This is a genomic window from Streptomyces sp. NPDC050422, assembly GCF_044458665.1.
Taxonomy (GTDB): domain Bacteria; phylum Actinomycetota; class Actinomycetes; order Streptomycetales; family Streptomycetaceae; genus Streptomyces.
In genome coordinates this window covers 43,023-67,146 of sequence record NZ_JBITIE010000017.1, presented here as the reverse complement: position 1 = coordinate 67,146, position 24,124 = coordinate 43,023, and the positions used below count along the sequence as shown (strand labels likewise).

Annotated in this window: 28 protein-coding genes and 4 tRNA genes; 24 read left to right on the top strand and 8 right to left on the bottom strand. The window is 69.6% G+C overall.

The features are described from left to right. Positions 1–26: 26 nt before the first annotated feature. From ACIBJG_RS26215 to ACIBJG_RS26190, 6 genes are all read left to right on the top strand, one after another. Complete coding sequence (locus tag ACIBJG_RS26215; protein WP_399311165.1) at positions 27–1,577, top strand: NuoM family protein; 1,551 nt, start codon at positions 27–29, stop codon at positions 1,575–1,577. A 164-nt stretch (positions 1,578–1,741) separates the two neighbouring features. Next, positions 1,742–3,202, top strand: coding sequence for an NADH-quinone oxidoreductase subunit N (locus tag ACIBJG_RS26210; RefSeq protein WP_399311163.1), 1,461 nt, complete (start codon positions 1,742–1,744; stop codon positions 3,200–3,202). A gap of 113 nt (positions 3,203–3,315) precedes the next feature. Further along, on the top strand, positions 3,316–3,780 hold the full coding sequence (gene mscL, locus ACIBJG_RS26205; protein ID WP_399310898.1) for a large conductance mechanosensitive channel protein MscL: 465 nt from the start codon (positions 3,316–3,318) through the stop codon (positions 3,778–3,780). Between the two features lie 195 nt (positions 3,781–3,975). Beyond that, a complete protein-coding gene (htpX, locus tag ACIBJG_RS26200; protein WP_399310897.1) occupies positions 3,976–4,839 on the top strand; it encodes a zinc metalloprotease HtpX in 864 nt (287 codons plus the stop codon). Beyond that, the gene (locus ACIBJG_RS26195; protein WP_399310895.1) at positions 4,836–5,228 is read left to right on the top strand and encodes a YccF domain-containing protein; all 393 of its coding nucleotides are present in this window, start codon (positions 4,836–4,838) and stop codon (positions 5,226–5,228) included. Before htpX ends, ACIBJG_RS26195 begins: the two co-directional genes overlap by 4 nt. A 131-nt stretch (positions 5,229–5,359) precedes the next feature. Beyond that, positions 5,360–5,635: a GlsB/YeaQ/YmgE family stress response membrane protein gene (locus ACIBJG_RS26190; protein ID WP_399310893.1), complete on the top strand. Its 276-nt coding sequence runs from the start codon at positions 5,360–5,362 to the stop codon at positions 5,633–5,635. Here the strand turns inward: ACIBJG_RS26190 and ACIBJG_RS26185 are convergent. The 3 genes from ACIBJG_RS26185 to ACIBJG_RS26175 all read right to left on the bottom strand — a co-directional run bounded on the left by ACIBJG_RS26185 (position 5,596) and on the right by ACIBJG_RS26175 (position 7,471). Continuing rightward, the gene (locus tag ACIBJG_RS26185) at positions 5,596–6,315 is read right to left on the bottom strand and encodes an alpha-ketoglutarate-dependent dioxygenase AlkB family protein (protein WP_399310891.1); all 720 of its coding nucleotides are present in this window, start codon (positions 6,313–6,315) and stop codon (positions 5,596–5,598) included. The genes ACIBJG_RS26190 and ACIBJG_RS26185 overlap by 40 nt on opposite strands. After that, positions 6,315–6,833 carry a methylated-DNA--[protein]-cysteine S-methyltransferase gene (locus ACIBJG_RS26180; protein ID WP_399310889.1) on the bottom strand — a complete coding sequence of 173 codons (519 nt, stop codon included), beginning with the start codon at positions 6,831–6,833 and terminating at the stop codon, positions 6,315–6,317. Before ACIBJG_RS26180 ends, ACIBJG_RS26185 begins: the two co-directional genes overlap by 1 nt. A 149-nt stretch (positions 6,834–6,982) precedes the next feature. Then, positions 6,983–7,471 (bottom strand): YajQ family cyclic di-GMP-binding protein, encoded by a 489-nt coding sequence (locus tag ACIBJG_RS26175; protein WP_359078262.1) that lies wholly within the window; start codon positions 7,469–7,471, stop codon positions 6,983–6,985. A 193-nt stretch (positions 7,472–7,664) separates the two neighbouring features. On the opposite strand from ACIBJG_RS26175, the gene ACIBJG_RS26170 reads away from it, so the two are divergent. Next, a tRNA-Tyr gene (locus ACIBJG_RS26170) sits at positions 7,665–7,746 on the top strand. A 75-nt stretch (positions 7,747–7,821) separates the two neighbouring features. After that, entirely contained in the window at positions 7,822–8,271 is a 450-nt protein-coding gene (locus ACIBJG_RS26165; protein ID WP_399310888.1) for a DUF523 domain-containing protein, read from the top strand. A 29-nt stretch (positions 8,272–8,300) separates the two neighbouring features. Here ACIBJG_RS26165 and ACIBJG_RS26160 read toward each other — a convergent pair whose 3' ends face one another. Beyond that, positions 8,301–8,957: an SDR family oxidoreductase gene (locus ACIBJG_RS26160; RefSeq protein WP_399310886.1), complete on the bottom strand. Its 657-nt coding sequence runs from the start codon at positions 8,955–8,957 to the stop codon at positions 8,301–8,303. Between the two features lie 34 nt (positions 8,958–8,991). Continuing rightward, positions 8,992–10,269, bottom strand: a complete 1,278-nt coding sequence (locus ACIBJG_RS26155; protein ID WP_399310884.1) for an amidohydrolase family protein — start codon at positions 10,267–10,269, stop codon at positions 8,992–8,994. 290 nt (positions 10,270–10,559) lie between these two features. On the opposite strand from ACIBJG_RS26155, the gene ACIBJG_RS26150 reads away from it, so the two are divergent. From ACIBJG_RS26150 to ACIBJG_RS26115, 8 genes are all read left to right on the top strand, one after another. Beyond that, a tRNA-Thr gene (locus tag ACIBJG_RS26150) sits at positions 10,560–10,632 on the top strand. A 46-nt stretch (positions 10,633–10,678) separates the two neighbouring features. After that, positions 10,679–10,751 (top strand) — tRNA-Met (locus ACIBJG_RS26145). 90 nt (positions 10,752–10,841) lie between these two features. Then, positions 10,842–11,006 (top strand): 50S ribosomal protein L33, encoded by a 165-nt coding sequence (gene rpmG, locus ACIBJG_RS26140; protein WP_003956487.1) that lies wholly within the window; start codon positions 10,842–10,844, stop codon positions 11,004–11,006. A gap of 103 nt (positions 11,007–11,109) precedes the next feature. Then, a complete protein-coding gene (locus tag ACIBJG_RS26135; protein WP_399310882.1) occupies positions 11,110–11,562 on the top strand; it encodes a MaoC family dehydratase N-terminal domain-containing protein in 453 nt (150 codons plus the stop codon). Continuing rightward, positions 11,562–11,990 carry a MaoC family dehydratase gene (locus tag ACIBJG_RS26130; RefSeq protein WP_399310880.1) on the top strand — a complete coding sequence of 143 codons (429 nt, stop codon included), beginning with the start codon at positions 11,562–11,564 and terminating at the stop codon, positions 11,988–11,990. The genes ACIBJG_RS26135 and ACIBJG_RS26130 overlap by 1 nt, the downstream gene beginning before the upstream one ends. Before the next feature lie 119 nt (positions 11,991–12,109). Then, positions 12,110–12,658, top strand: coding sequence for a TetR/AcrR family transcriptional regulator (locus tag ACIBJG_RS26125; protein ID WP_399310879.1), 549 nt, complete (start codon positions 12,110–12,112; stop codon positions 12,656–12,658). 75 nt (positions 12,659–12,733) lie between these two features. Continuing rightward, positions 12,734–14,167: an MFS transporter gene (locus tag ACIBJG_RS26120; protein WP_399310877.1), complete on the top strand. Its 1,434-nt coding sequence runs from the start codon at positions 12,734–12,736 to the stop codon at positions 14,165–14,167. A 68-nt stretch (positions 14,168–14,235) separates the two neighbouring features. Further along, positions 14,236–15,291 carry a UDP-N-acetylmuramate dehydrogenase gene (locus ACIBJG_RS26115; RefSeq protein ID WP_399310875.1) on the top strand — a complete coding sequence of 352 codons (1,056 nt, stop codon included), beginning with the start codon at positions 14,236–14,238 and terminating at the stop codon, positions 15,289–15,291. A gap of 74 nt (positions 15,292–15,365) precedes the next feature. Here the strand turns inward: ACIBJG_RS26115 and ACIBJG_RS26110 are convergent, their stop codons facing one another. Then, positions 15,366–16,001: an NAD(P)-dependent oxidoreductase gene (locus ACIBJG_RS26110; protein WP_399310873.1), complete on the bottom strand. Its 636-nt coding sequence runs from the start codon at positions 15,999–16,001 to the stop codon at positions 15,366–15,368. 87 nt (positions 16,002–16,088) lie between these two features. On the opposite strand from ACIBJG_RS26110, the gene ACIBJG_RS26105 reads away from it, so the two are divergent. After that, positions 16,089–16,694, top strand: coding sequence for a TetR/AcrR family transcriptional regulator (locus ACIBJG_RS26105; protein WP_399310871.1), 606 nt, complete (start codon positions 16,089–16,091; stop codon positions 16,692–16,694). An 18-nt stretch (positions 16,695–16,712) separates the two neighbouring features. Here the strand turns inward: ACIBJG_RS26105 and ACIBJG_RS26100 are convergent, their stop codons facing one another. Together ACIBJG_RS26100 and ACIBJG_RS26095 are read right to left on the bottom strand one after the other, a co-directional pair. Next, a complete protein-coding gene (locus ACIBJG_RS26100) occupies positions 16,713–17,735 on the bottom strand; it encodes an adenosine deaminase (protein ID WP_399310869.1) in 1,023 nt (340 codons plus the stop codon). Positions 17,736–17,876: 141 nt separating this feature from the next. Further along, positions 17,877–19,103 (bottom strand): pyridoxal phosphate-dependent aminotransferase, encoded by a 1,227-nt coding sequence (locus ACIBJG_RS26095; protein WP_399310867.1) that lies wholly within the window; start codon positions 19,101–19,103, stop codon positions 17,877–17,879. A 236-nt stretch (positions 19,104–19,339) separates the two neighbouring features. Here ACIBJG_RS26095 and ACIBJG_RS26090 point away from each other — a divergent pair. The 7 genes from ACIBJG_RS26090 to rplJ all read left to right on the top strand — a co-directional run bounded on the left by ACIBJG_RS26090 (position 19,340) and on the right by rplJ (position 24,114). Continuing rightward, positions 19,340–19,412: transfer RNA gene (locus ACIBJG_RS26090), tRNA-Trp, on the top strand. Between the two features lie 106 nt (positions 19,413–19,518). Next, positions 19,519–19,806 (top strand): preprotein translocase subunit SecE, encoded by a 288-nt coding sequence (secE, locus tag ACIBJG_RS26085; protein ID WP_073732696.1) that lies wholly within the window; start codon positions 19,519–19,521, stop codon positions 19,804–19,806. 73 nt (positions 19,807–19,879) lie between these two features. Continuing rightward, complete coding sequence (nusG, locus tag ACIBJG_RS26080; protein ID WP_399310865.1) at positions 19,880–20,773, top strand: transcription termination/antitermination protein NusG; 894 nt, start codon at positions 19,880–19,882, stop codon at positions 20,771–20,773. 176 nt (positions 20,774–20,949) lie between these two features. Then, a complete protein-coding gene (gene rplK, locus ACIBJG_RS26075; protein ID WP_073740413.1) occupies positions 20,950–21,384 on the top strand; it encodes a 50S ribosomal protein L11 in 435 nt (144 codons plus the stop codon). A gap of 79 nt (positions 21,385–21,463) precedes the next feature. Next, positions 21,464–22,186, top strand: a complete 723-nt coding sequence (rplA, locus tag ACIBJG_RS26070; RefSeq protein WP_024494106.1) for a 50S ribosomal protein L1 — start codon at positions 21,464–21,466, stop codon at positions 22,184–22,186. 159 nt (positions 22,187–22,345) lie between these two features. Continuing rightward, entirely contained in the window at positions 22,346–23,269 is a 924-nt protein-coding gene (locus ACIBJG_RS26065; RefSeq protein WP_399310863.1) for a hypothetical protein, read from the top strand. 287 nt (positions 23,270–23,556) lie between these two features. After that, complete coding sequence (rplJ, locus tag ACIBJG_RS26060; RefSeq protein ID WP_148020214.1) at positions 23,557–24,114, top strand: 50S ribosomal protein L10; 558 nt, start codon at positions 23,557–23,559, stop codon at positions 24,112–24,114. Positions 24,115–24,124: the final 10 nt, after the last annotated feature.

Here is a 24,124-nt window from a genome sequence, read left to right as displayed (position 1 = left end):
CAGTGATCGATATCAGCGCATCCGTGATGCAGTTCCTTCTGGCGTTCATCGTCGTCGCCCCGCTCCTCGGGGCCGTGGCCGCGCTGCTCCCGGCCCCGCCCGGGCTGAAGGGCAGGAACCCGGACCAGGCCGTGCTCCGCCACGGGGTGACCGTCACCGGCGTGATCCTCATCGCCGCGATCGTGCTGGCCCTGGGCTTCGACCACGACCACCCGTCGAAGATGCAGGCCACCACCGACATCAGCTGGATCCCGGCGCTCGACGTCCGCATCCATCTCGGCACCGACGGCATCTCGCTCCCCCTCCTCGTACTGACCGCGCTGCTGACCTTCCTCTGCGCGCTCTACAGCTACTTCAAGCTGCCCGCGGGCCCCTCCCCGAAGGCCTTCGTCGCGCTGATCCTCGTCCTGGAGTCCGGCACCCTCGCGACCTTCGCCGTCCTCGATCTGCTGCTGTTCTTCCTGGCGTTCGAGATGGTGCTCATCCCGATGTACTTCCTCATCGCCCGCTGGGGCGGTGCGCAGAAGCAGGCTGCCGCCTGGAAGTTCATCCTCTACACACTGCTCGGCTCGGTCGTCATGCTGCTGGGCCTGCTCCTCATCGGACTGAAGAGCGGCACCTTCGACATGGTGGCACTCGCCACTGACAACGGCCGGGGCCTCACCTCGTCCGTGCAGGTCATCGCCGTTCTCGCGATCGGCATCGGCCTCGCGGTCAAGACCCCGATGTGGCCGCTGCACAGCTGGCTCCCCGACGCCCACACCGCCGCCCCGACGGTCGGCTCGGTCCTCCTCGCCGGCGTCATGCTGAAGATGGGCACATACGGATTCGTCCGGATCCTGCTCCCGATCGCCCCCGACGGCATGCACACCTTCGCGCCCTACCTCGCAGCCTTCGCGGTCGCCGGCATCATCTACGGATCGCTCGCCTGCCTGGCCCTCGCCCGGCCCGGCGCCAAGGGCGACCTGAAGCGGCTGATCGCGTACTCGTCCGTCGGCCACATGGGCTTCGTGCTCCTCGGCATCGCGAGCATGACCCCCACCGGCGTCAACGGCGCGCTCTTCGCCAACATCGCCCACGGCCTCATCACCGGCCTGCTGTTCTTCCTGGTCGGCGCGGTCAAGGACCGGTACGGCACCGCCGACCTCGACACCCTCGCCGGAGCAACGGGCGCCGCGCTCTACGGCCGCGCGCCCCGCCTCGGCGGCCTCCTCGCGTTCGCGGCGGTCGCCTCCCTCGGCCTGCCCGGTCTCGCCGGATTCTGGGGCGAGATGCTCGCCCTGTTCGGCGCCTTCGACCCCGCGGACGGGCTGAACCGCGCCGCCTTCCTGACCTTCATGTCCATCGCCGCGTTCGGCACCCTGCTCACCGCCGCGTACCTCCTCGTCGTCGTCCGCCGCGTCTGCATGGGCGCAAAGCGCGAGGAACCGCACCCGATCGCCGACGTCCAGAACTACGAATTCGCCGCCTGGACCCCCCTCGCGGCCCTCACCGTCCTCGCCGGCCTGTGGCCCGCCGTCCTCCTCGGCCTCACCGACCCGGCCGTGCAGAAGCTCCTCGCAGGAGGCAAGTCGTGACCGTGGCAGCCGAAAGCGCCCCCGGCGCAGCACGACTCGTCCAGGCAACGGCCGAGAGCGGCACCAGCCTCGTCCAGGCAACGGCCGAGAGCGGCACCAGCCTCGTCCAGTCAGCAGCCGACGGCAGCGTCACCAGCCTCGTCCAGTCCGTCGACTGGCTCGCGATCGCGCCCCCGGTCACCGTCGCGGCCGTCGCCCTCGTCGTCCTGGTCGCCGACCTCTTCGTCCCCGCGGCACGCAAGCCGCTCCTCGGCTACGGCGCCGTAGCCGGACTCGTCGCCGCGCTCGCGCTCATCATTCCGCTCCACGAAGGCGACCGCTCCACCTTCTGCCTCACCACCGGCACCCGCGCCTGCAGCTACACCGCCGACCACTTCACCCTGGTCATCCAGGCCCTCGTGCTCGGCGGCGCCCTGCTCACCGCACTGCTCTCCATCGGCGACACCCGCAAGCTGCCCGCCGGAGAATTCTGGTTCCTGCTGCTGTCCTCCGCCGCAGGCGCCGCACTCCTGCCCGCCGCCCGCGACCTCGCCACCCTCGTCGTCGCCCTCGAAGTCGCCTCGCTGCCCGCCTTCGCCCTCGTCGGCATCAAGCGCGGCGACCGGCGCTCCTCCGAGGCCGCGCTGAAGTTCTTCCTCTCCTCCGTCGTCGCGACCGCCGTGATGCTCCTCGGCGTCAGCTTCGTGTACGCGGCGACCGGCACCCTCCACCTCACCGATATCGCCGACCGCCTCGACGACGTCCCCGGTCAGCTCTCCACCCTCGCTCAGGCGGGGGTCGCCCTCACGCTCGTCGGCTTCGCCTTCAAGACGGCCGCCGCGCCCTTCCACTTCTGGGTTCCCGACACCTACGTCGGTGCCCCGCTGCCGATCGCCGCCTATCTCTCGGTCGTCGGCAAGGCGGTCGGCTTCTCCGGCCTCATCCTCGTCACCGTGGTCGCGTTCCCGTCGTACGCGGACGTGTGGGGCCCCGCCCTCGCCGTCCTCGCCGCGCTCACCATGACGGTCGGCAACGTCGCCGCGCTGCGCCAGAGCGCCACCCGCGCCCGCAGCGCCGTACGCCTGCTCGCCTGGTCGTCCGTCGCCCAGGCCGGCTACCTCCTGGTGCCGATCGCCGCCGCCGCGTACGCCGGGGACCGCCAGATCGGCTCCACCGTCGCGTACGCCCTGATGTACGCCGTCGTGAACCTCGGCGCGTTCGCGGTCGCCGCCCTGGTCGCACGCACCCACCCCGGCAACCGCGTCGCCGACTACCGCGGCCTGTACGCCACCCGCCCGCTCGCAGCCCTCTCCATGGGCTTCTTCCTGCTCTGCCTGGCCGGACTGCCGCCGGGCATCATCGGACTCTTCGCCAAGGTCACGGTCTTCTCCGCGGCCGTCGACGCCGGACTGGGCTGGCTCGCCGTCGTGATGGCCGTGAACGTCGTGATCGCGCTCTACTACTACCTCCAGTGGACCGCGGCCCTGTTCCGCAGCCCCGCCGAGGACGGTACGGAACAGCCCGTCACCCGCCACCGCACCCCGGTGCCGCTCACGATCGCGATCGTCCTCACCGCCGTCGCCGGCATCGCCCTGTCGGGCGCCCCGCAGACCGTCCTCAGGTTCGCCGACGTCAACCTGTTCTGACGCCCTCTGCCCACAACCGCAAGATCGGTTTGCTCCCGGCAGCCCGAACAGGGCAAGGTCATGCCCGCGCACGGCGCATACAACCTTCACATCACAACAGAGGAGCCAAAGCAGTGCTGAACGGGTTCAAGGACTTCATCCTTCGCGGAAACGTGATCTCGATGGCGATCGGCCTCGCCGTCGGAGCCGCTTTCACCGCGGTCGTCACCGGGTTCAGCAACGCGTTCATCGTGCCGCTGATCGGCATCTTCACCCGCGGAACCGGCGACTTCAGCAAGGCCACGTTCAGCGTTGACGGGGTGAAGTTCCCCTACGGCCTCTTCGTCAGCGCCGCCATCGCCTTCCTCATCACCGCCGCGGTGCTCTACTTCCTCGTCGTCGTGCCCATGGCCAAGGTCCAGAACCGCTTCACGGCAAAGGAAGAAGAGGAGCAGGCCGACATCAAGGCCGCCCTGCGCGACTGCCCCCGCTGCTACACGGAGATCCCGGCCGTCGCCTCCCGCTGCGGCCACTGCACCAGTGACGTCGAGCCCGACCCCGAGGCGCTGGCGCTCGTGAAACTCCCCGTCCAGCGCTGACCCGGCGGCACCCCTCCACCCGTACGGCCTACGGCCCGCTCCGGCACGAACGCCCGGAGCGGGCCGGGGCCTGCGGCCGTGAGCACAAGGGAACTAGCTTTCCCCGCCTGGCGTTGACCAGTACGGGAGGCTCCACTGGGGAGTGGAGCACCACCGAGCAAGGGTTCCCCTGCTGCACCACTTGGAGGGCGTACCGTGCACCGCCGGCACAACGGGCTGAGAACCGCCGTACTCCTCGGCGGCCTGTCCGCACTCATCATTCTCATCGGCAGCTTCTTCGGACGTACGGGCCTGATCGTCGCGCTCCTCGTAGCCGTCGGCACCAACGCCTACGCGTACTGGAACAGCGACAAGCTGGCGCTGCGGGCCATGCGCGCCCGCCCGGTGAGCGAGTTCGAGGCGCCCCAGCTCTACCGCATGGTCCGTGAACTCTCCACCGCGGCCCGCCAGCCCATGCCGCGCCTCTACATCTCCCCGACACAGGCACCCAACGCCTTCGCGACCGGCCGCAACCCGCGCAACGCCGCGGTCTGCTGCACCGAGGGCATCCTCCAGATCCTGGACGAACGGGAACTGCGCGGTGTCCTCGGCCACGAGCTCAGCCACGTCTACAACCGCGACATCCTGATCTCGTCCGTCGCCGGAGCGCTCGCCTCCGTCGTCATGTTCCTCGTCAACTTCGCCTGGCTGATCCCGATCGGCCGCTCCAACGACGACGACGGCCCCGGCATCCTCGGCATGCTGTTGATCATGATCCTGGGCCCGCTGGCGGCGTCCGTGATCCAACTGGCCGTCAGTCGCTCCCGGGAGTACGAGGCGGACGCCTCGGGCGCCCAGTTGACCGGCGACCCGCTGGCCCTGGCCAGCGCCCTGCGCAAGCTGGACGCCGGCACCAAACAGCTTCCGCTGCCCCCCGAGCCCCGGATCGAGACCGCGAGCCACATGATGATCGCGAACCCGTTCCGCCCCGGGCAGGGCATGTCCAAGATGTTCTCGACCCACCCGCCCATGGCGGAGCGCATCGCCCGACTCGAGCAGATGGCAGGTCATCGCCCGTGAAGACAATTCTGAACGTCATTTGGCTGGTCCTGTGCGGCTTCTGGATGTTCCTCGGTTACATCCTCGCGGGACTCCTGCTGTGCATCACGATCATCGGCATCCCGTTCGGCCTGGCGGCCTTCCGTATCGGCGTCTACGCGCTGTGGCCCTTCGGCTACCGCGTCGTCGACCGCCGGGACGCGGGTGGCCCCTCCTGCGTGGGCAACGTGCTCTGGCTGGTCCTCGCCGGCTGGTGGCTGGCGCTCGGTCACATCACCACCGGCATCGCCCTGTGCATCACGATCATCGGCATCCCGCTGGGCATCGCGAACTTCAAGCTGATCCCGGTCTCGCTGATGCCCTTCGGCAAGGAGATCGTGCGCACGGACGAGCAGTTCGCCGGCTGGTAGCGGTCCGTGCGGCGGGCGGAGCACAGGCAGGTCACAGCAGTTCAGAGCAGTTGGCAGCCCGGGCTCCGCAACCACCCGACCGGCAGGAACGTCTTGGATTCCAAGACCGAGTGACGGGTAGGTTCGCACGCATGACCATTATTGGCTGGATCATTCTTGGACTTGTCGCAGGCGTCATCGCCAAGATCCTGCTGCCGGGACGCGACCCCGGCGGTCTCGTGGGGACCACCCTCATCGGGATCGTCGGCGCCTTCCTGGGCGGCTGGATAGCGACACGCTTCCTGGACCGCACGATCAACAACGAGGACTTCTTCGACCCGGCGACCTGGGTCTCGGCCGTCGGCGGTTCGCTCGTCCTGCTGGTCGGCTACCGGCTGCTGTTCGGGGACTCCCGCGGACGCCGCTGACGCTCCCGCGCCCCGAGCCCCGGGGCGCCGAGCCCCGTCTCGCGCAGCGTCAGATTGAGCCGGCCTCCGCTCATCCCCGTCCCGGGACCCGCCGTTCCGGGACGGATCCGCGGCACTCCGTGGAACGCGTGACGCGACGGCCCGCCGAAGACGAACAGGTCCCCGGAGGCCAACTCCACGTCCGTGTAGGGCCGCCCCCGGTTCTCCGCGTTGCCGAAGCGGAAGACGCAGGTGTCGCCGATGCTGAGCGACACGACGGGGGCACCGGACCGTTCCTCCTTGTCCTGGTGCATGCCCATCCGCGCGGCGTCGTCATAGAAGTTGATCAGCGCGGCGTCGGGCGCGTACGTCCCCGCCGGACTCTCCGTCCCGTACGCCTCCGCCACCGCAGCCCGCCCCAGCTCCGCGAGCCACTCCGGGAACGGGGCGACCGGCGCACCGTTCACGTCGTCCGCCGTGCGCGTGTACCGGTACGGCTGCCAGTGCCACCCCAGGCACACCGTCGACACCGACATCACCCCGCCGCCCGGCAGCGCCGTGTGCCGCAGCGGAACGGGCCCGCGCGCCCACGCACGGCACGCCGCCACCAACTCCCGCTGCTGCTCGACGGTCAGCCACTCGGGTACGTGCACGGCGCCCGGTGCGACCACGGCCCGCGGCCTCGGGAAGAGTCCGGTCATCAGCCCACCGCCAGGGCGCCCTCAAGCCCAAGAAGCTGCTCCTTGCGCTCCAGGCCGCCCGCGTAACCCCGCAGCGCCCCGTCCGCACCGATCACCCGGTGGCACGGCCGCACGACGAGCAGCGGATTGCGCCCGATCGCCGTCCCCACGGCCCGGACCCCCGCCCCCGGCGAACCGACCCGCTCGGCGATCTGCCCGTACGACACCGTCTCGCCGTACGGAACACCGTCCAGCGCGGCCCAGACCCGGCGCTGGAAGTCCGTGCCCCGGCCGTCGGCGTACACGAGGTCGAAGCGGGTCCGGCGCCCCTCGAAGTACTCCCGCAGCTGTACGGCGACCCCCGCGAACGCCGCAGGCTCGTGCAGCCAGCCGTCCTGGACGACCGCCGCACCCTTCTGGCCGGGCAGGGAGAGCGAGAGGAGCGCGATCCCCGCCGCGGTACCGGCAGGACCCGCGGCCTCGTCGCCGGCCAGCAGCAGCTCGCCCAGCGGGCTGTCGACCGTCGCGTACATGGTCATGGCTCGTCCCTCTCCTCGTCCGTCGGCCCGCCGGATCACCGGCTGCCACGGACCAGTCTGCGTCGCCCGAACGGCCGCGACCGGCGGTATTCGGACATGCAGTCCGGGCGCGGAGCGGCACATTCCGCCCGGGCCCGGACCGCCGCGTCCTACCGGTAGTTCGCGAACTGGACGTCGAAGTCGAAGTCCTGGCCCTTCACCAGCGCCTGCACGGCCTGCAGGTCGTCCCGGCTCTTGGAGCTGACCCGCAGCTCGTCGCCCTGGACCTGAGCCTTGACGCCCTTGGGGCCCTCGTCACGAATGACCTTCGCGACCTTCTTGGCGTTCTCCTGGGAGATGCCTTCCTCGATCGTGCAGAACAGCTTGTACTCCTTGCCGGACAACTGCGGCTCGCCCGCGTCCAGCGACTTCAGCGAGATGCCGCGCTTGATCAGCTTGGACTGGAAGATGTCGAGGATCGCCTTGACCCGCTCCTCGCCGCTCGCCTCCATCAGGATCTTCTCGCCGGACCAGGAGATCGACGCCCCGGTGCCCTTGAAGTCGTAGCGCTGGGAGATCTCCTTCGCGGCCTGGTTGAGGGCGTTGTCGACCTCCTGCCGCTCGACCTTCGAGACGATGTCGAAACTGGAGTCGGCCATGACGTGTGGCTCCTTGTATCGGGGTGCTGGAAAGGAAGTGCTCGGACCGACCAAGCCTAAGGGCCTGTCTGCCGCCCACGCCCGTCCCGGCCGCTGGTCAATCCAGTGGCGTAGCACCCCCGGGCATCAGGTATCGTTTACGTCGTTGCCACAGAGCGCCGCCGCAAGGCGGGGTCTCAGGGCAACATCCCTTGGCGGTGTGCCCGAGTGGCCAAAGGGAGCAGACTGTAAATCTGCCGGCTTCGCCTACCCAGGTTCGAACCCTGGCGCCGCCACATAGCAAGACCCCCGTCCTTCGGACGGGGGTCTTCTCTGTTGTGTCATGTTGTCCTGTGAAGAAGGGCGTGAACATGGAATCCGTACTGGTCAGCGCGTGTCTGCGGGGTGTTCCCTGCCGGTTCGACGGGCGCGGCAAGGCCTCGGCGGAGATGGCCGCGGCCCTCGCCGGGCGGCGGCTCGTCGCCTTCTGTCCGGAGGTCGCCGCGGGACTGCCCACGCCCCGTCGTCCCGCCGAGATCGTCGGCGGCGACGGGCACGACGTGCTGGACGGCCGGGCCCGTGTCGTGGACGACACCGGACACGATGTGACCGAGGCATTCGTGGACGGCGCCGGGCGAGCGCTGGAGGCCGCGCGAGGGGCGGGCTGCACCGAGGCGCTGCTGATGGCCCGCAGCCCGTCGTGCGGGCGCGGGGCGGTTTATGACGGTACGTTCGCCGGCGAACTGCGGGAGGGCGACGGGGTCACCGCCGCCCTGCTGGAGCGGCACGGCATCACCGTCCGCCCCGCGACCGGAGACTGAGCGGGGCGGACGGTGACGCGGAACCGGGGTCAGTTCCCGGCGATGTCCTTGACCGCGACCGACACCGGGACATTGCCCGAGATCAGTTCCAGCGTCAGCCCCGCCGTCGCCGGGGTGTCCAGCAACTCCAGGAGCGCCGCCGCCACATCGTCGCGCGGCACCGGGCCGCGCCCGGTCGACGCGGCGAGCAGGACCTGTCCGGTGCCCGCGTCGTTGGTCAGCATCCCGGGGCGCAGGATCGTCCAGTCGAGGGCCGTCCGGGAGCGCACGTACGCGTCCGCCGCCCCCTTGGCCCGCAGGTAGACGTCGAACACCTCGTCGCCGGGGTGGTCCGGGTCGGCGCCCATGGACGACACCACGATGTAACGCCGCACCCCCGCCCGTTCCGCCGCGTCCGCGAAGAGCACGGCTGCCCCCCGGTCCACCGTGTCCTTGCGATCCGTACCGCTGTTGGGGCCGGCACCGGCCGCGAAGACCGCCGCGTCGGCGCCGCTCAGCACCTCGGCGGCCTCCTCCACGGTGGCCGACTCGAGGTCCAGGACCACGGGTTCGGCGCCCACGGCGCGGAGGTCCTCGCTCTGCTGCGGGTTGCGGATGATGCCCGCCGCCTCGTCCCCGCGCGCAGCGAGCAGCCGCTCCAGCCGCAGCGCGATCTGACCATGTCCACCTGCGATGACAATGCGCATGAAGTCGACGGTACGCCGCGGAGCGCCGCCGCGCTCAAGGCCCGCCGCCTGTCCCGGAATCCGGTCGCCCCTGACGTGGCAGTCCGAACGAGCCGCCCGTCTCGGAGTCGCGGTACTCGCGCACCGCACTGGTCCGGGCGACCACCCTGCCGCGGTGCACCACGACGCGGCTGTACGCCAGCGACAGCACCCCGGCCAGCCCCTCCCCGCGCACCGCGAGCAGTTCGGCGGGGAAGCCCGCCTCGACCCGCACCTCGGGCAGCCCCATGGCGCGCCTGGCCTCCGCGGAGACGGCCTCGTAGGCGTGCTCGGGCCGCAGCCCGCTCTGTGACGCCAGCAGGAAGGCGGCTTCCAGCGGGTCGCCGCGCCCCACCGGGTTGTCGAGGTCGCGCAGCGCCCCGCTGCCCGCCGCGACCCGCACTCCGGCCGCGCGCAGCAGCCGTACGGGGGCGACACCCCGGCGCTCGGCCCCGCAGCAGCCGCCCTGGGGGAGGCAGATGACCGTCACACCGGCTGCGGCGAGCTGGTCGGCGGCCCGGGCGGCGGCCTCGTCGGGAAGCCGGGAGAGACCCGCGCAGGGGCCGATGGCGACTCCTTGCCGCATTCCGCCCGCCATCACCGCGAACCGGGCCAGCCGGGCCGGATCGTCACTGTCCGTGTGCAGGTCGACGGGGCAGCTGTGCTCGGCGGCGACCTCCAGGACGGCCTCCGTGTACCCCGCCGGATCCGGATCGAGGTCGGGGCAGCCACCGACCGCACCGGCTCCCATCTTCAGCGCGTCGCGGAGCATGGCCAGGTTGCCGGCGCCCGCGACGCCGGTGAGCAGCCGGGGGACGGCGACCGCGGTGAGATCGGTGAGCCCGCGCAGCGAGCGGCGGGCCTGCAGGACGGCTTCGAGGGCGCCGAGGCCCTGTATGTCGCCGATCCGCACGTGTGAGCGCAGGGCGGTCGCGCCGTGCCCGAGTTGCAGCAACGCGGCCTCGGTGGCGCGCCGCTGGATGTCGTCGGGGTGCTGCGAGGCGGGCCCCGGGGTGTCGGGTCCGGCGTCGTCGGCGGTGAGCGCGGTGTCGCCGTGGGCGTGCGGTTCGGCGGGGGCGGGAAGCAGCAGGTGGCCGCGCAGGTCCACGCGGACGCCGGGTGCGACGAGGCTTCCGGCGGTGCCGACGGCCTCGATGCGGCTGCCGCCGAGACGTACGTCCACGATGCGGCCGTCGGTGAGCCGGGCGCCGCAGAGAGTCAGCGCGGCGCCCTCCGGGCCGGCGGTGGCGCCGGCCGCGTGGTCGTCCGGCTGCCGCGGCTGGCTGTCGGGCATCGCGGCTCCTGGGAGGGGGAGAAGATCACGCAGAGTGAGACGAGCCTAGGGGTGTGCCCGGCCCGGTTCGAGGAGGCGCGGAATAGTCGTACCGGCGCGGTGCAGCGGTGCGTGGGGGCGTGGGCCCACCTGCGGGGCCGGGGGTGGGCGAGTGGCTGATCAAGTCGCTGATCAAGGGCCCGGAGCGGTGCCCGGCAGGAGCCCGGAGCGGTGCTGATCAAGGGCTCGGGATGGGGCTTCGAAACGGATTTGGGCGATCGGCGACCGACCGTGTAATGTCTTCATCGCTCGCCCCAATAGCTCAGTCGGTAGAGCGTCTCCATGGTAAGGAGAAGGTCTGCGGTTCGATTCCGCATTGGGGCTCTGGTGATCGGGGAACCCCGCTTCGGCGGGGGGACTCAGTCATCAAAGCGGTGTAGCTCAGTCGGTAGAGCAAGCGGCTCATAATCGCTGTGTCACCGGTTCAAGTCCGGTCACCGCTACTAACAGTAGCCGATTGTGGGGTCGGTCCTCCGATCGGCTACTCTTTTTTTTGCGTTCATCCGTCCACCGTCCGTCCAAGGAGCACTCACGTGGCTGCCACCGACGTCCGCCCGAAGATCACGCTGGCCTGCGTGGAGTGCAAGGAGCGGAACTACATCACCAAGAAGAACCGGCGTAACAACCCGGACCGACTTGAGATGAAGAAGCATTGCCCGCGCTGCAACTCGCACACTGCGCACCGCGAAACGCGCTGAATCAGGCTCGTACACGAGGCCGTCCCCATTGGGGGCGGCCTCGTGTCGTTGTACTGGGCCGTTACTCCGGCCCCTTCGTCTTTCATCAGGAGGTTGCGAGCTCATGGCGCTCGACCAGTCCTTCGTGGGGCGGACCTATCCGCCCACCCCGGCGTACGAGGTCGGCCGGGAGAAGATCCGAGAGTTCGCCGAGGCGGTGGGCGACGCCAATCCCGCGTACGTCGACCCCGAAGCGGCCAGGGCGCTCGGTCACGGCGATGTGATCGCGCCGCCGACGTTCGTGTTCTCGATCACCTTCAAGGCCGCCGGGCAGGTGGTGCGTGACCCGCAGCTGGGTCTGGACTACAGCCGGGTGGTGCACGGTGACCAGAAGTTCGCCTACGTGCGACCGGTGCGGGCGGGGGACCGGCTGACGGTCACCTCGACGATCGAGGCGGTCAAGTCCATGGCCGGGAACGACATCGTGGACATCCGCGGCGAGGTCCATGACGAGTCCGGTGAGCATGTCGTGACGGCGTGGACGAAGCTGGTGGCGCGCGCCGCCGAGGAGGCGTGATGACGGTGCAGGTGAGTTACGACTCGGTCGAGGTCGGTACGGAGCTGCCGCCGCAGTCCTTCCCGGTCACCCGCGCGATGCTGGTGCAGTACGCGGGCGCCTCGGGCGACTTCAACCCGATCCACTGGAACGAGAAGTTCGCGCGCGAGGTCGGGCTGGAGGACGTGATCGCCCACGGCATGTTCACCATGGCCGAGGCGATCCGTGTGGTCACGGACTGGGCCGGCGATCCGGGTTCCGTCGTCGAGTACGGGGTCCGGTTCACCAAGCCGGTCGTCGTACCCAACGACGACAAGGGCGCGATGATCGAGGTCAGCGGCAAGGTGGCCGCCCTGCTGGACGACAAGCGGGTGCGGGTCGACCTGACGGCGATGAGTGACGGCAAGAAGGTACTGGGCATGTCCCGCGCCGTGGTGCAGCTCGGCTGACGCGGTCAGGAGTGTGGGTAAGGGGCGCGGTCCATGGGGCCGCGCCCCTTACGCGTGGGCGGGGGGTCCACCGCTTGACCAAGTTAGTGATTGAGTACTAACTTTCTGCCATGGCAAGGATGAGCGCAGAAGAGCGGCGCGAGAGCGTCATCCGTGCGGCGATCACCGAGTTCGCCCGCGGCGGGTACAGCGCCACCTCCACCGAGGTGATCGCCAGGCGTGTGGGCGTCTCGCAGCCCTACCTCTTCCGCCTCTTCCCCAATAAGCAGGCCATGTTCCTCGCCGCCTCCGAGCGGTGCCTGACGGACACCCGCAGGGTCTTCGCGGATGCCGCGGAGGGGCTCGAAGGCGAAGAGGCGCAGAGTGCCATGGCCGGGGCGTATCAGCGCCTGATCGTCGAGGACCCCGACCGGCTGCTGATGCAGATGCAGATGTACGCGGCTGTCGCGGCCGCGGAGGCCGCCGGGGACCACGAGTTCGGCGAGTCGGTGCGTGCGGGCTGGCTGCAGATGTTCGACGAGCTCACTGTCGCGGTCGGCGGTGACGCCGAGGAGGCGACCGACTTCCTCGCGTACGGCATGCTCATCAACACGCTGACGTCGCTCGGCTTCCCGGTGGGCCACCGGATCTGGTCCAAGTTCTGCGAGCCACCCGGACCGGCCGTCTGAACGGTGCGCCCCGGGCTCGGCCCGGTTTTCTGCCCAAGAAAGTTAGTCATCAATTACTAACCCTGAGGGGAAGCAGTGAAGCAGCACACGACAGGCCGCTCACCAGCGGTCTGGGCCCTCGTCATCACCAGCATCGCCGGATTCATGGCGGCCCTCGACAACCTCGTCGTCACGACCGCACTCCCCTCCATTCGCACGAGCCTCGGGGGAGAGCTGGAGGACCTCGAATGGACCGTGAACGCGTACACGCTCACCTTCGCCGTCCTGCTGATGTTCGGTGCGTCCCTCGGTGACCGGTTCGGCCGCCGCCGGCTCTTCCTCATCGGCCTCTCCGTCTTCACCGGCGCCTCCGCCGCGGCCGCCCTCTCGCCCGGGATCAACGAACTGATCACCTTCCGTGCGGTCCAGGGCGTCGGCGCGGCCATCATGATGCCGCTGACGCTCACCCTCCTCACGGCCGCCGTACCGCCCGCCCGGCGAGGCGCCGCGCTGGGCGTCTTCAGCGCCGTGACCGGACTCGCGGTGGCCAGCGGGCCGCTGATCGGCGGAAGCCTCACCGAGCACATCTCCTGGCAGTGGATCTTCTGGCTGAACGTCCCCATAGGCCTGCTCCTGCTGCCGCTCGCCCGGCTGCGCCTGGCCGAGTCCTACGCGCCGGACGCCCGGCTCGACGTACCCGGCACCCTGCTGGTCAGCGGCGGGCTCTTCGGGATCGTCTACGGCCTGGTCAACGCCAACGCCGAGGGCTGGACCAGCGGCACCGTCCTCGCCGCGCTGATCGCCGGCTTCGCGCTGATCGGCGGGTTCATCTACTACGGCTTCCGCGCCAAGAACCCGATCCTGCCCATGCGGCTCTTCCGGAACCGGGCGTTCTTCGGGATCAACATCGCCGGTCTGCTGATGTTCCTCGGGATGTTCGGCTCGATCTTCCTGCTCAGCCAGTTCCTCCAGGGCGCCCTGGGCTACTCGCCCACGGAGGCGGGCCTGCGCATGCTGCCCTGGACCGGCATGCCGATGCTGGTGGCCCCCGTCGCCGGTGTGCTCGCCGACCGGTTCGGCGGCCGGCCGGTCGTCGTGGCGGGCCTCGCGCTCCAGGCCGTCGGCCTCGCCCTGTTCGCCATGGTTCTCGCCCCCGACGTCTCCTACGCCGCCCAGCTCCCCGGCCTGATCGTCGGTGGCGTCGGTATGGCCCTGTACTTCGCACCCGCCGCCAGCCTCGTGATGTCCAGCGTCCGCCCCTCCGAACAAGGCATCGCCTCCGGCGCCAACAACGCGCTGCGCGAGGTCGGCGGAGCCCTCGGCGTCGCCGTGCTGGCCACCGTCTTCTCGTCGCAGGGCGGGCTCGGCTCCGCGCAGGCCTTCGCGGCCGGGACCGTGCCGGCCGTCTGGATCGGTGCCGGCGTGGTGGCGCTCGCCGCCCTCGTGGCCCTGCTGATCCCCGGCCGTTCCGCCCGGACGCCCGAGCAGGCGGAGGAGCAGGAGGAGACGCGGGTCTCCGTGGCCGCCTGAGTGCCGCCGCGCGGATACGGTCCGTGCCCCCGCCCGGGAGGCGGGGCACGGACCGTAGTCTTGTCCCCGTGCAGGAACTCCACGACGCGCCCCTCGCCCCCCTGACCACCTTCCGGCTCGGCGGCCCCGCCACCCGCCTCCTCACCGCGACGAGCGATGCCGACGTGGTCGACGCCGTGCGCGAGGCCGACGACAGCGGCACCCCGCTCCTGATCATCGGCGGCGGCAGCAACCTGGTCATCGGCGACAAGGGCTTCGAAGGCACCGCCCTGCGCATCGCGACCAAGGGCTTCGTGCTGGACGGGACGACGCTCGAACTGGCCGCCGGAGAGGTCTGGACGGACGCCGTCACCCGTAGCGTGGAGGCCGGATTCGCGGGCCTCGAATGCCTCGCCGGCATCCCCGGCTCGGCGGGGGCGACCCCGATCCAGAACGTCGGGGCGTACGGGCAGGAGGTGTCGTCCACCATCACGGAGGTCGTCGCCTACGACCGGCGCACCCGGGAAACCGTCACCATCCCGAACTCCGAGTGCGCCTTCGCATACCGGCACAGTCGCTTCAAGGCCGAACCCGACCGGTTCGTGGTGTTGCGTGTCCGCTTCGGGCTGGAAGAGGCGGGCGGCCTGTCCGCACCCCTCAAGTACCCCGAAACGGCACGCGCCATGGGTGTCGAGGAGGGGGAGCGCGTTCCCGCCGCGGCCGCCCGCGAAACCGTGCTCCGGCTCCGGGCCGGCAAGGGAATGGTGCTCGACCCCGAGGACCACGACACCTGGTCGGCCGGCTCCTTCTTCACCAACCCGATCCTGGACCCGGCCCAGTTCGAGGCGTTCCTCGCCCGGGTGTCCCAGCACCTCGGACCGGACGTCACGCCCCCCGCCTTCCCCGCGGGCGAAGGACGCACCAAGACCTCGGCGGCCTGGCTCATCGACCGGGCCGGTTTCACCAAGGGATACGGCTCCGGCCCGGCCCGCATCTCCACCAAGCACACCCTCGCCCTCACCAACCGGGGCGCGGCGAGCACCGAGGACCTGCTGGCCCTGGCGCGCGAGGTCGTCGCCGGGGTCCACGCGGCCTTCGGTGTCACGCTCGTCAACGAACCGGTGACCGTCGGCGTGAGCCTGTAGGGCGTGCAGGACTTGAGGGGTATGAAGGACTTGCAGGGCCGGCAGGGCTTGCGGGGTTCGTGCGGGGCCCGCCCTCAGTACGCCACGCCCACCCCCTGCTTCACCGCCGCCGGATCGTCGGTCAGCGCCAGCATCGCGTGCGCCACATCGGCCCGGGAGATGGACCGGCCGCTGCGCGGATTGCTGCCGATGACCGTCCGGTAGACGCCGGTCAGCGGACCGTTCGTGAGCTTCGGGGGACGCACCGACGTCCAGTCCGTCGCGGAGGCCGCCAGAGCCGCCTCCATGGCGGTGAGGTCCGCGTAGACCTCCTTCAGGATCGCGCCGATCGCCGCGAGCATCATCCGGTCGAGCAGCGGGTCGTCCGCGGGCTCCGGGGCGACCGGGGCCGCACTCACCACGAGCAGCCGCCTCGTCCCCTCCGCCTCCATGGCCGTCAGGACGCTGCGGGTCAGCCGCTCGGCGATCCCGCCGGCCTTCCTGCCCCGCGCGCCCAGGCCGGAGAACACCGCGTCGCGGCCCGCGACCGACTCGCGCAGTGCCTCCGGATCGTCGATACGGGCCGCGGTGTGGACCGTGAGGCCGGAGAGCGGCACCGGCAGCCGCGCGGGATCGCGGACCACCGCCGTCACCTCGTGCCCCGCCGCCACCGCCTGGCGGACGATCTCCTGCCCGATGCCGCCTGTCGCGCCGAACACTGTGAGCTTCATGGCACACCCTCCTAGGGTGGGTAAGTATTCACTCACCTCTAGAGTGAGTGTGTACTCACCCACTCGTCAAGCTTCGTTGGAGTGCACATGGAGCAGAAGCCGGCCCGCGCCCGCATCATCGACGCCGCCCACCAGCTGATGCTCACCATCGGACTGGCCAGGGCCACCACCAAGGAGATCGCCAAGGCCGCGGGCTGCTCCGAGGCCGCGCTCTACAAGCACTTCCCGAGCAAGGAAGAGCTCTTCGTCGTGGTGCTGAAGGAACGGCTGCCCATGGTCGGCGGTGTCCTGAAGCGGCTGATCACCGACCCGGGGGAGGGGGAGCGCACGCTGGAGGGGAACCTCACCGAGATCGCCCGCGAGGCCGCCCTCTTCTACGAGCAGAGCTTCCCGATCGCCGCGTCCCTGTACGCCGAGCCCAGGCTCAAGGAGCGCCACAACGCGGCGATGCGCGAGCTGGGCGTCGGCCCCCACGTTCCCATCCGCGGAGTCGACGCGTATCTGCGCGCCGAACAGTCCGCGGGCCGGGTACGGGCCGACGCCGACACCTACGCGGCCGCCTCCCTGCTCATGGGGGCCTGCGCCCAGCGGGCCTTCGCCTACGACGCCACGGAGACCGGCGGTCCTCCGCAGCCGCTCGACGCCTTCGCCGCCTCGATCACCCGGATGCTGCTGGGCGGGCTCACGGGGTAGGCCGCGCGCGGAGGCGGGTCAGCCCGCAGGCTTGGCCAGCCAGTCGTCGACGCCCGCCAGGAGCTCCGCCCGTACCGCTTCCGGCGCCGCCGAACCCCGTACCGACTGCCGCGCCAGCTCCGCCAGCTCCTCGTCGGTGAACGCGTGGTGGCGCCGCACGAGGTCGTACTGCGCGGCCAGCCGGGAGCCGAAGAGCAGCGGGTCGTCCGCGCCGAGTGCCATCGGCACGCCGGCGTCGAACAGAGTGCGCAGGGGTACGTCGGACGGCTTCTCGTAGACGCCGAGCGCCACGTTCGACGCCGGGCACACCTCGCAGGTCACCCCGCGCTCCGCCAGCCTGCGCAGCAGCCGCGGATCCTCGGCCGCCCGTACCCCGTGCCCGACCCGCGAGGCGTCGAGGTCGTCCAGGCAGTCGCGGACGCTGGACGGGCCCGACAGTTCACCGCCGTGCGGGGCCGCCAGCAGGCCGCCCTCCCTGGCGATGGCGAAGGCCCGGTCGAAATCGCGGGCCATGCCGCGCCGCTCGTCGTTGGAGAGCCCGAACCCGACCACGCCCCGGTCCGCGTACCGCACCGCGAGCCGTGCCAGCGTCCTGGCGTCCAGCGGATGCTTCATCCGGTTCGCCGCGATCACCACCCGGATCGGCAGGCCGGTCTCGCGCGACGCGCTGTCCACGGCGTCCAGGATGATCTCGATCGCCGGGATGAGCCCGCCGAGCAGGGGGGCGTACGAGGTGGGGTCGACCTGGATCTCCAGCCAGCCGGAGCCGTCCGCCACGTCCTCCTCGGCGGCCTCGCGCACCAGCCGCTGGATGTCGTCGGCGGTCCGCAGACAGGACCGGGCGATGTCGTAGAGCCGCTGGAAGCGGAACCAGCCGCGCTCGTCCGTGGCGCGGAGACTGGGGGGCTCGCCGCCGGTCAGGGCCTCGGGCAGCCGTACGCCGTACTTGTCGGCGAGTTCGAGCAGCGTCGTGGGCCGCATCGACCCGGTGAAATGCAGGTGCAGGTGGGCCTTGGGCAACAGCCGTACATCACGCTCCATTCAAAGATCTTGCCGCACGGACGGGGTGTCGCGGTAGCCGCTTTCCCCATCGAGTTGCCCATCGAACGAACAAGCGAACAAAGAAGCGACCCCCGGCCGGAGCCGAGGGTCGCCACTGAAAAGCGGAAGGAACGCGAGGTACTACGCCTTCGCCTCGCCCAGCAGCTTCTGGAGCCGCGAGACGCCCTCGACGAGGTCGTCGTCACCCAGCGCGTAGGAGAGGCGCAGGTAGCCCGGCGTGCCGAAGGCCTCGCCCGGAACGACCGCGACCTCGGCCTCGTCCAGGATCAGCGCCGCCAGCTCGACCGAGGTGGCCGGGCGCTTGCCGCGGATCTCCTTGCCGAGCAGGTCCTTCACCGAGGGGTACACGTAGAACGCGCCCTCGGGTACCGGGCACAGCACGCCGTCGATCTCGTTGAGCATCCGCACGATGGTCTGCCGACGCCGGTCGAAGGCGGTGCGCATCTCGGCGACCGCGTCCAGGTTCCCGGAGACGGCGGCCAGCGCGGCGACCTGGGCGACGTTGGAGACGTTGGAGGTGGCGTGCGACTGCAGGTTGGTCGCGGCCTTCACCACGTCCTTGGGGCCGACGATCCACCCCACGCGCCAGCCGGTCATCGCGTACGTCTTGGCGACGCCGTTGACCACGATGCACTTGTCGCGCAGCTCGGGCACGATCGCCGGCAGCGAGGTGAACGTCGCGTCGCCGTAGACCAGGTGCTCGTAGATCTCGTCGGTCAGCACCCACAGGCCGTGCTCGACGGCCCACTTGCCGATCGCCTCGGCCTCCGCCTCGCTGTAGACCGCACCGGTCGGGTTCGAGGGGGAGACGAACAGGACGACCTTCGTACGCTCCGTGCGCGCTGCCTCCAGCTGCTCCACGGAGACCCGGTATCCGGTGGTCTCGTCGGCGACGACCTCCACCGGGACACCGCCGGCGAGGCGGATCGACTCGGGGTAGGTGGTCCAGTACGGCGCCGGGACGATGACCTCGTCGCCCGGGTCGAGGATCGCGGCGAAGGCCTCGTAGATGGCCTGCTTGCCGCCGTTGGTCACCAGGATCTGGGAGGCGTCGACCTCGTAACCGGAGTCGCGCAGCGTCTTCTCTGCGATGGCGGCCTTGAGCTCGGGGAGCCCGCCCGCGGGGGTGTAGCGGTGGTACTTCGGGTTGCGGCAGGCCTCGACCGCGGCGTCGACGATGTAGCCGGGGGTCGGGAAGTCGGGCTCGCCCGCACCGAAACCGATCACCGGACGGCCGGCGGCCTTGAGGGCCTTGGCCTTGGCGTCGACGGCGAGGGTGGCGGACTCGGAGATGGCACCGATGCGGGCGGAGACCCGGCGCTCGGAGGGAGAAGTAGCAGCGCTCATGCTCCCCATGCTCCCAGACCGTATTCCCCGTCGGCACAGGGGTTTCAGGGACCGGACAGCACTCGGACAGCATGCGGACAGACAAGCAGGCAGCATCGGACAGGAACGGTCGGGAGCTATCTGTTCGACGCCGGGCCGCCGAGCACGTACACTCACCTGTCGTTGGCCTTCACCAGCCGCACCGTTCCTGCACCCGAAGCATCCGGGGACATGCGGTAGGTTGGTGGAAACCACAAAGGGTCGTAGCTCAATTGGTAGAGCACTGGTCTCCAAAACCAGCGGTTGGGGGTTCAAGTCCCTCCGGCCCTGCTACACACTCCTTCGCCGGGATGTGTGCGCATGTACGTACTTCAATGCACTGCCGTGCGGCTTCACCGGGCGCGGCACGGCCATGACCCGGAATCAGGTGAGAAGCGTGACGGACGCCGTGGGCTCCATCGACATGCCTGATGCCGAGGATGAAGTCCCCGAGTCGAAGAAGAAGACCCGGAAGGGCGGCAAGCGCGGCAAGAAGGGCCCTCTGGGCCGTCTCGCGCTCTTCTACCGCCAGATCGTCGCCGAGCTCCGCAAGGTGGTCTGGCCGACTCGCAACCAGCTGACGACATACACCTCAGTGGTGATTGTGTTCGTAGTCGTCATGATTGGTCTTGTTACCGTGATTGACTTCGGTTTCCAGCGGGTCATCAAGTACGTCTTCGGCTGATCCCGCGGAGGGCGCCTCATGGGCGCCCCTTTCGCATGTTCCACCCATTTGTATCCAGGAAGAAGCAGCCACCGTGTCTGACCCGAACCTGAACGACGCCGTCGAGCCGACGGCGGGCGCCTTCGAGTCCGCCGAGGACGAGCTCGACATCGTCGAGGCGGCGGACGCTGTGGAGCCGGACCAGGCTGAAGCTGCCGACGCCGCCGCGGGCGAGCCCGCCGAGCAGGCCGCCGTGCACACCGAGGAGCCCGCCGAGGCCGAAGCCGGTGAGGACGAGAGCGCCGAGGCCCCCGAGGCCGAGGAAGCCGCTGACGAGGCCGACGAGGAAGAGGCCGAGCCGGCCGAGCCCGTCGACGCCGTCACCGCCCTGCGCGAGGAGCTCCGCACCCTCCCGGGCGAGTGGTACGTCATTCACACGTACGCCGGTTACGAGAAGCGTGTGAAGGCCAACCTGGAGCAGCGCGCCGTCTCGCTGAACGTGGAGGAGTTCGTCTATCAGGCCGAGGTGCCTGAGGAGGAAATCGTCCAGATCAAGAACGGCGAGCGCAAGAACGTCCGTCAGAACAAGCTCCCGGGTTACGTCCTGGTGCGCATGGACCTGACGAACGAGTCCTGGGGCGTCGTCCGCAACACGCCCGGCGTCACCGGCTTCGTGGGCAACGCCTACGACCCGTACCCGCTGACCCTGGACGAGATTGTCAAGATGCTCGCCCCGGAGGCCGAGGAGAAGGCCGCTCGTGAGGCGGCCGAGGCCGAGGGCAAGCCGGCTCCGTCCCGCAAGGTCGAGGTCCAGGTGCTGGACTTCGAGGTCGGCGACTCCGTCACCGTCACCGACGGGCCGTTCGCGACCCTGCAGGCGACGATCAACGAGATCAACGCCGACTCGAAGAAGGTCAAGGGTCTCGTCGAGATCTTCGGCCGCGAGACCCCGGTCGAGCTCAGCTTCGACCAGATCCAGAAGAACTAGCGCTTCCCGCCAGCTTCTGGACACATGCCTACCGAGCAGGTCAGACCGGCTGTCACAGCCTGTCTGACCTGCTCGGTTTTTGGTCGCGCAGCTATACCCGTTATCGTTGTGCGGTATGCCTGCATCCGGATGATCGGATGACGGCGAAAACTCTCACTAGGACCCGGAGAGAGCACATGCCTCCCAAGAAGAAGAAGATCACGGGGCTTATCAAGCTCCAGATCAACGCCGGTGCGGCCAACCCGGCTCCGCCGGTCGGCCCCGCACTGGGCCAGCACGGCGTCAACATCATGGAGTTCTGCAAGGCCTACAACGCCGCGACCGAGTCGCAGCGTGGCATGGTCGTGCCGGTGGAGATCACGGTCTACGACGACCGTTCCTTCACCTTCATCACCAAGACTCCGCCGGCCGCCAAGCTGATCCTCAAGGCCGCGGGTGTGGACAAGGGCTCCGGCGAGCCTCACAAGACCAAGGTTGCCAAGCTGACGGCCGCGCAGGTCCGCGAGATCGCCACGACGAAGCTCCCCGACCTGAACGCCAATGACCTCGACGCCGCGTCGAAGATCATCGCCGGCACCGCCCGTTCCATGGGCATCACGGTCGAAGGCTGATTCAGCCCCACCCCCTCAGTGGTAGGACCAAGCGCTGGTCCGCACCACGACTCCACACTCTGAAACCACAGGAGTAGAAGTGAAGCGCAGCAAGAACCTCCGCGCTGCGGACGCCAAGATCGACGCGGGGCGCAACTACGCCCCGCTCGAGGCCGTCCGTATCGCCAAGGACACCGCCTCCACGAAGTTCGACAGCACCGTCGAGGTCGCCTTTGCCCTGGGTGTAGACCCGCGCAAGGCCGACCAGATGGTCCGTGGCACCGTGAACCTCCCGCACGGCACCGGCAAGACCGCCCGGGTCCTGGTCTTCGCGACCGGTGACCGTGCTGCGGCCGCGGAAGCCGCGGGCGCCGACATCGTCGGCGCCGACGAGCTCATCGACGAGGTGGCGAAGGGCCGTCTGGACTTCGACGCCGTCGTCGCGACCCCGGACCTCATGGGCAAGGTCGGCCGCCTCGGCCGCGTGCTCGGTCCGCGTGGTCTGATGCCGAACCCGAAGACCGGCACCGTCACCCCCGACGTCGTGAAGGCTGTCAACGACATCAAGGGCGGCAAGATCGAGTTCCGCGTCGACAAGCACTCGAACCTGCACTTCATCATCGGCAAGACCTCGTTCGACGAGACCAAGCTGGTGGAGAACTACGCAGCGGCGCTGGACGAGATCCTCCGTCTGAAGCCGTCCGCCGCCAAGGGCCGCTACATCAAGAAGGCCACCCTGGCCACCACGATGGGCCCCGGCATCCCGCTGGACTCCAACCGCACCCGTAACCTCCTCGTCGAGGAGGACCCGGCCTCCGTCTGAGCCTCCGCGCTCGTACGACCGCCGTGTCACGTGTGACATTGACGGGCCCCGCAACCTTTCGAGGTGCGGGGCCCGTCCTCGTATGTACGGACCAGGGGCTGTCGGAGCCGTGCGTTAGCGTGCGGATCACAGAGAGCCGAACGAGGGGTGGAAGCGGACATGAGGACCAGTACCGTACGGCGCGTCGGTGTGGCCGTGGCTGTCGCGGCGGCGCTGACGTCGGTGGGGGCCTGCGGCGGCTCGGACGACGGCGGGACGAGCAAGGCCAAGGGCAAGGACGGGAGCAGCGGCAGCGGCGTGGTGAAGACCGACGCGATCGCCGCGCTGCTCGACGTGCAGAAGAAGACCGGCGCGGCGCACTCGGCGAAGATCGAGGGCACCATGGTCATGGGCAGCACCAGGTCCCTGAAGCAGTCCGGGGCGCTGGACTGGAGCGACGGGGTCACCGGCGCCATGGAGATCACGTACACCGGCGGCGCCATGGCCGACACCATGAAGAAGGCCGGCGGCAACGGCACGATGCAGGCCCGCTACTTCAAGGACGGGTACGCGGCGGACATGGGCGCGGCCCTGGCTCAGCAGACCGGCGGCAAGCGCTGGATCAGCTACTCCTACGACGACCTCGCGGAGCTCGGGGGCGCCGCCGGGGCGGCGATGAAGGACCAGATGCAGAACACCACTCCCGACCAGGGAGTGAAGTCGCTGCTGGCCTCCGGCGACGTGAAGGAGGTCGGCAAGGAGCAGGTGCGCGGTGTCGCCACCACGCACTACTCCGGCACGGTCGACGTCGCCGAGCTGACAGCCAAGAACTCGAAGCTGGACGCCGACCAGCTGGCCGCGCTCAAGAAGCAGCTCAACGATGCCGGGGTCACCACGGAGACGGTCGACATCTGGGTCGACGGGAACGACCTGCTGGTGAAGAAGAGCGAGCGCGGGCAGATGAAGACCGGCGAGCTCAACATGACGTTCTTCTACAGCGACTACGGGACCAAGGTCTCCGCCGAGCGGCCGCCGGCCGGTGAGACCGTCGCGTTCAAGGAGCTGCTCAAGCAGCAGCAGGGCGCCGCCGGTAATGCCTCGTAAAGGGGTCGCTCAAACCTTCCGGACCGCCCGAGCCGGGACGGATTTGCTCGGCGCGACTCCTGTCGCGTACTCTTCTGCAGAAGCCAAAGACCGCTGGTCGTTGCTGAAACCCGTAAGGGGGACGGCAACCGAAGGATCCGTTGAATGCGGACGACCTGCGCAGGTGACTGTGGAAAGGCTCCCGGACTTTGTTCGGTCGAGCTTCGCCCTGGCGCCTGCGCCGGGGCGTTTCGTCTTTTCCGGGGCCTTTTGAGCGGTCCTCATCACCCGGAAGGAGGCCGACGCTCATGGCAAGGCCCGACAAGGCTGCAGCGGTAGCCGAGCTCGCGGACCAGTTCCGCAGCTCGAACGCCGCCGTGCTGACCGAGTACCGGGGTCTCACCGTGGCACAGCTCAAGCAGCTGCGCCGTTCGCTCGGTGAGAACGCCCAGTACGCCGTGGTGAAGAACACGCTGACCAAGATTGCGGCCAACGAGGCCGGGATCGACACGCTGGACGACCTGTTCGCAGGTCCGACGGCGGTTGCCTTCGTCACCGGTGACCCGGTGGAGTCGGCGAAGGGTCTTCGTGACTTCGCCAAGGACAACCCCAACCTCATCATCAAGGGCGGTGTCCTTGACGGTAAGGCGCTGTCCGCCGATGAGATCAAGAAGCTCGCGGACCTCGAGTCCCGCGAGGTTCTGCTCGCCAAGCTGGCCGGCGCCATGAAGGGCAAGCAGACTCAGGCTGCGCAGCTCTTCCAGGCTCTGCCGTCGAAGTTCGTCCGCACCGCGGAAGCCCTTCGTGCCAAGCGGGAAGAGCAGGGCGGTGCCGGTACTCCGGCTCCCGCCGAGGCCGCCGAGTAATTTCGCTCAG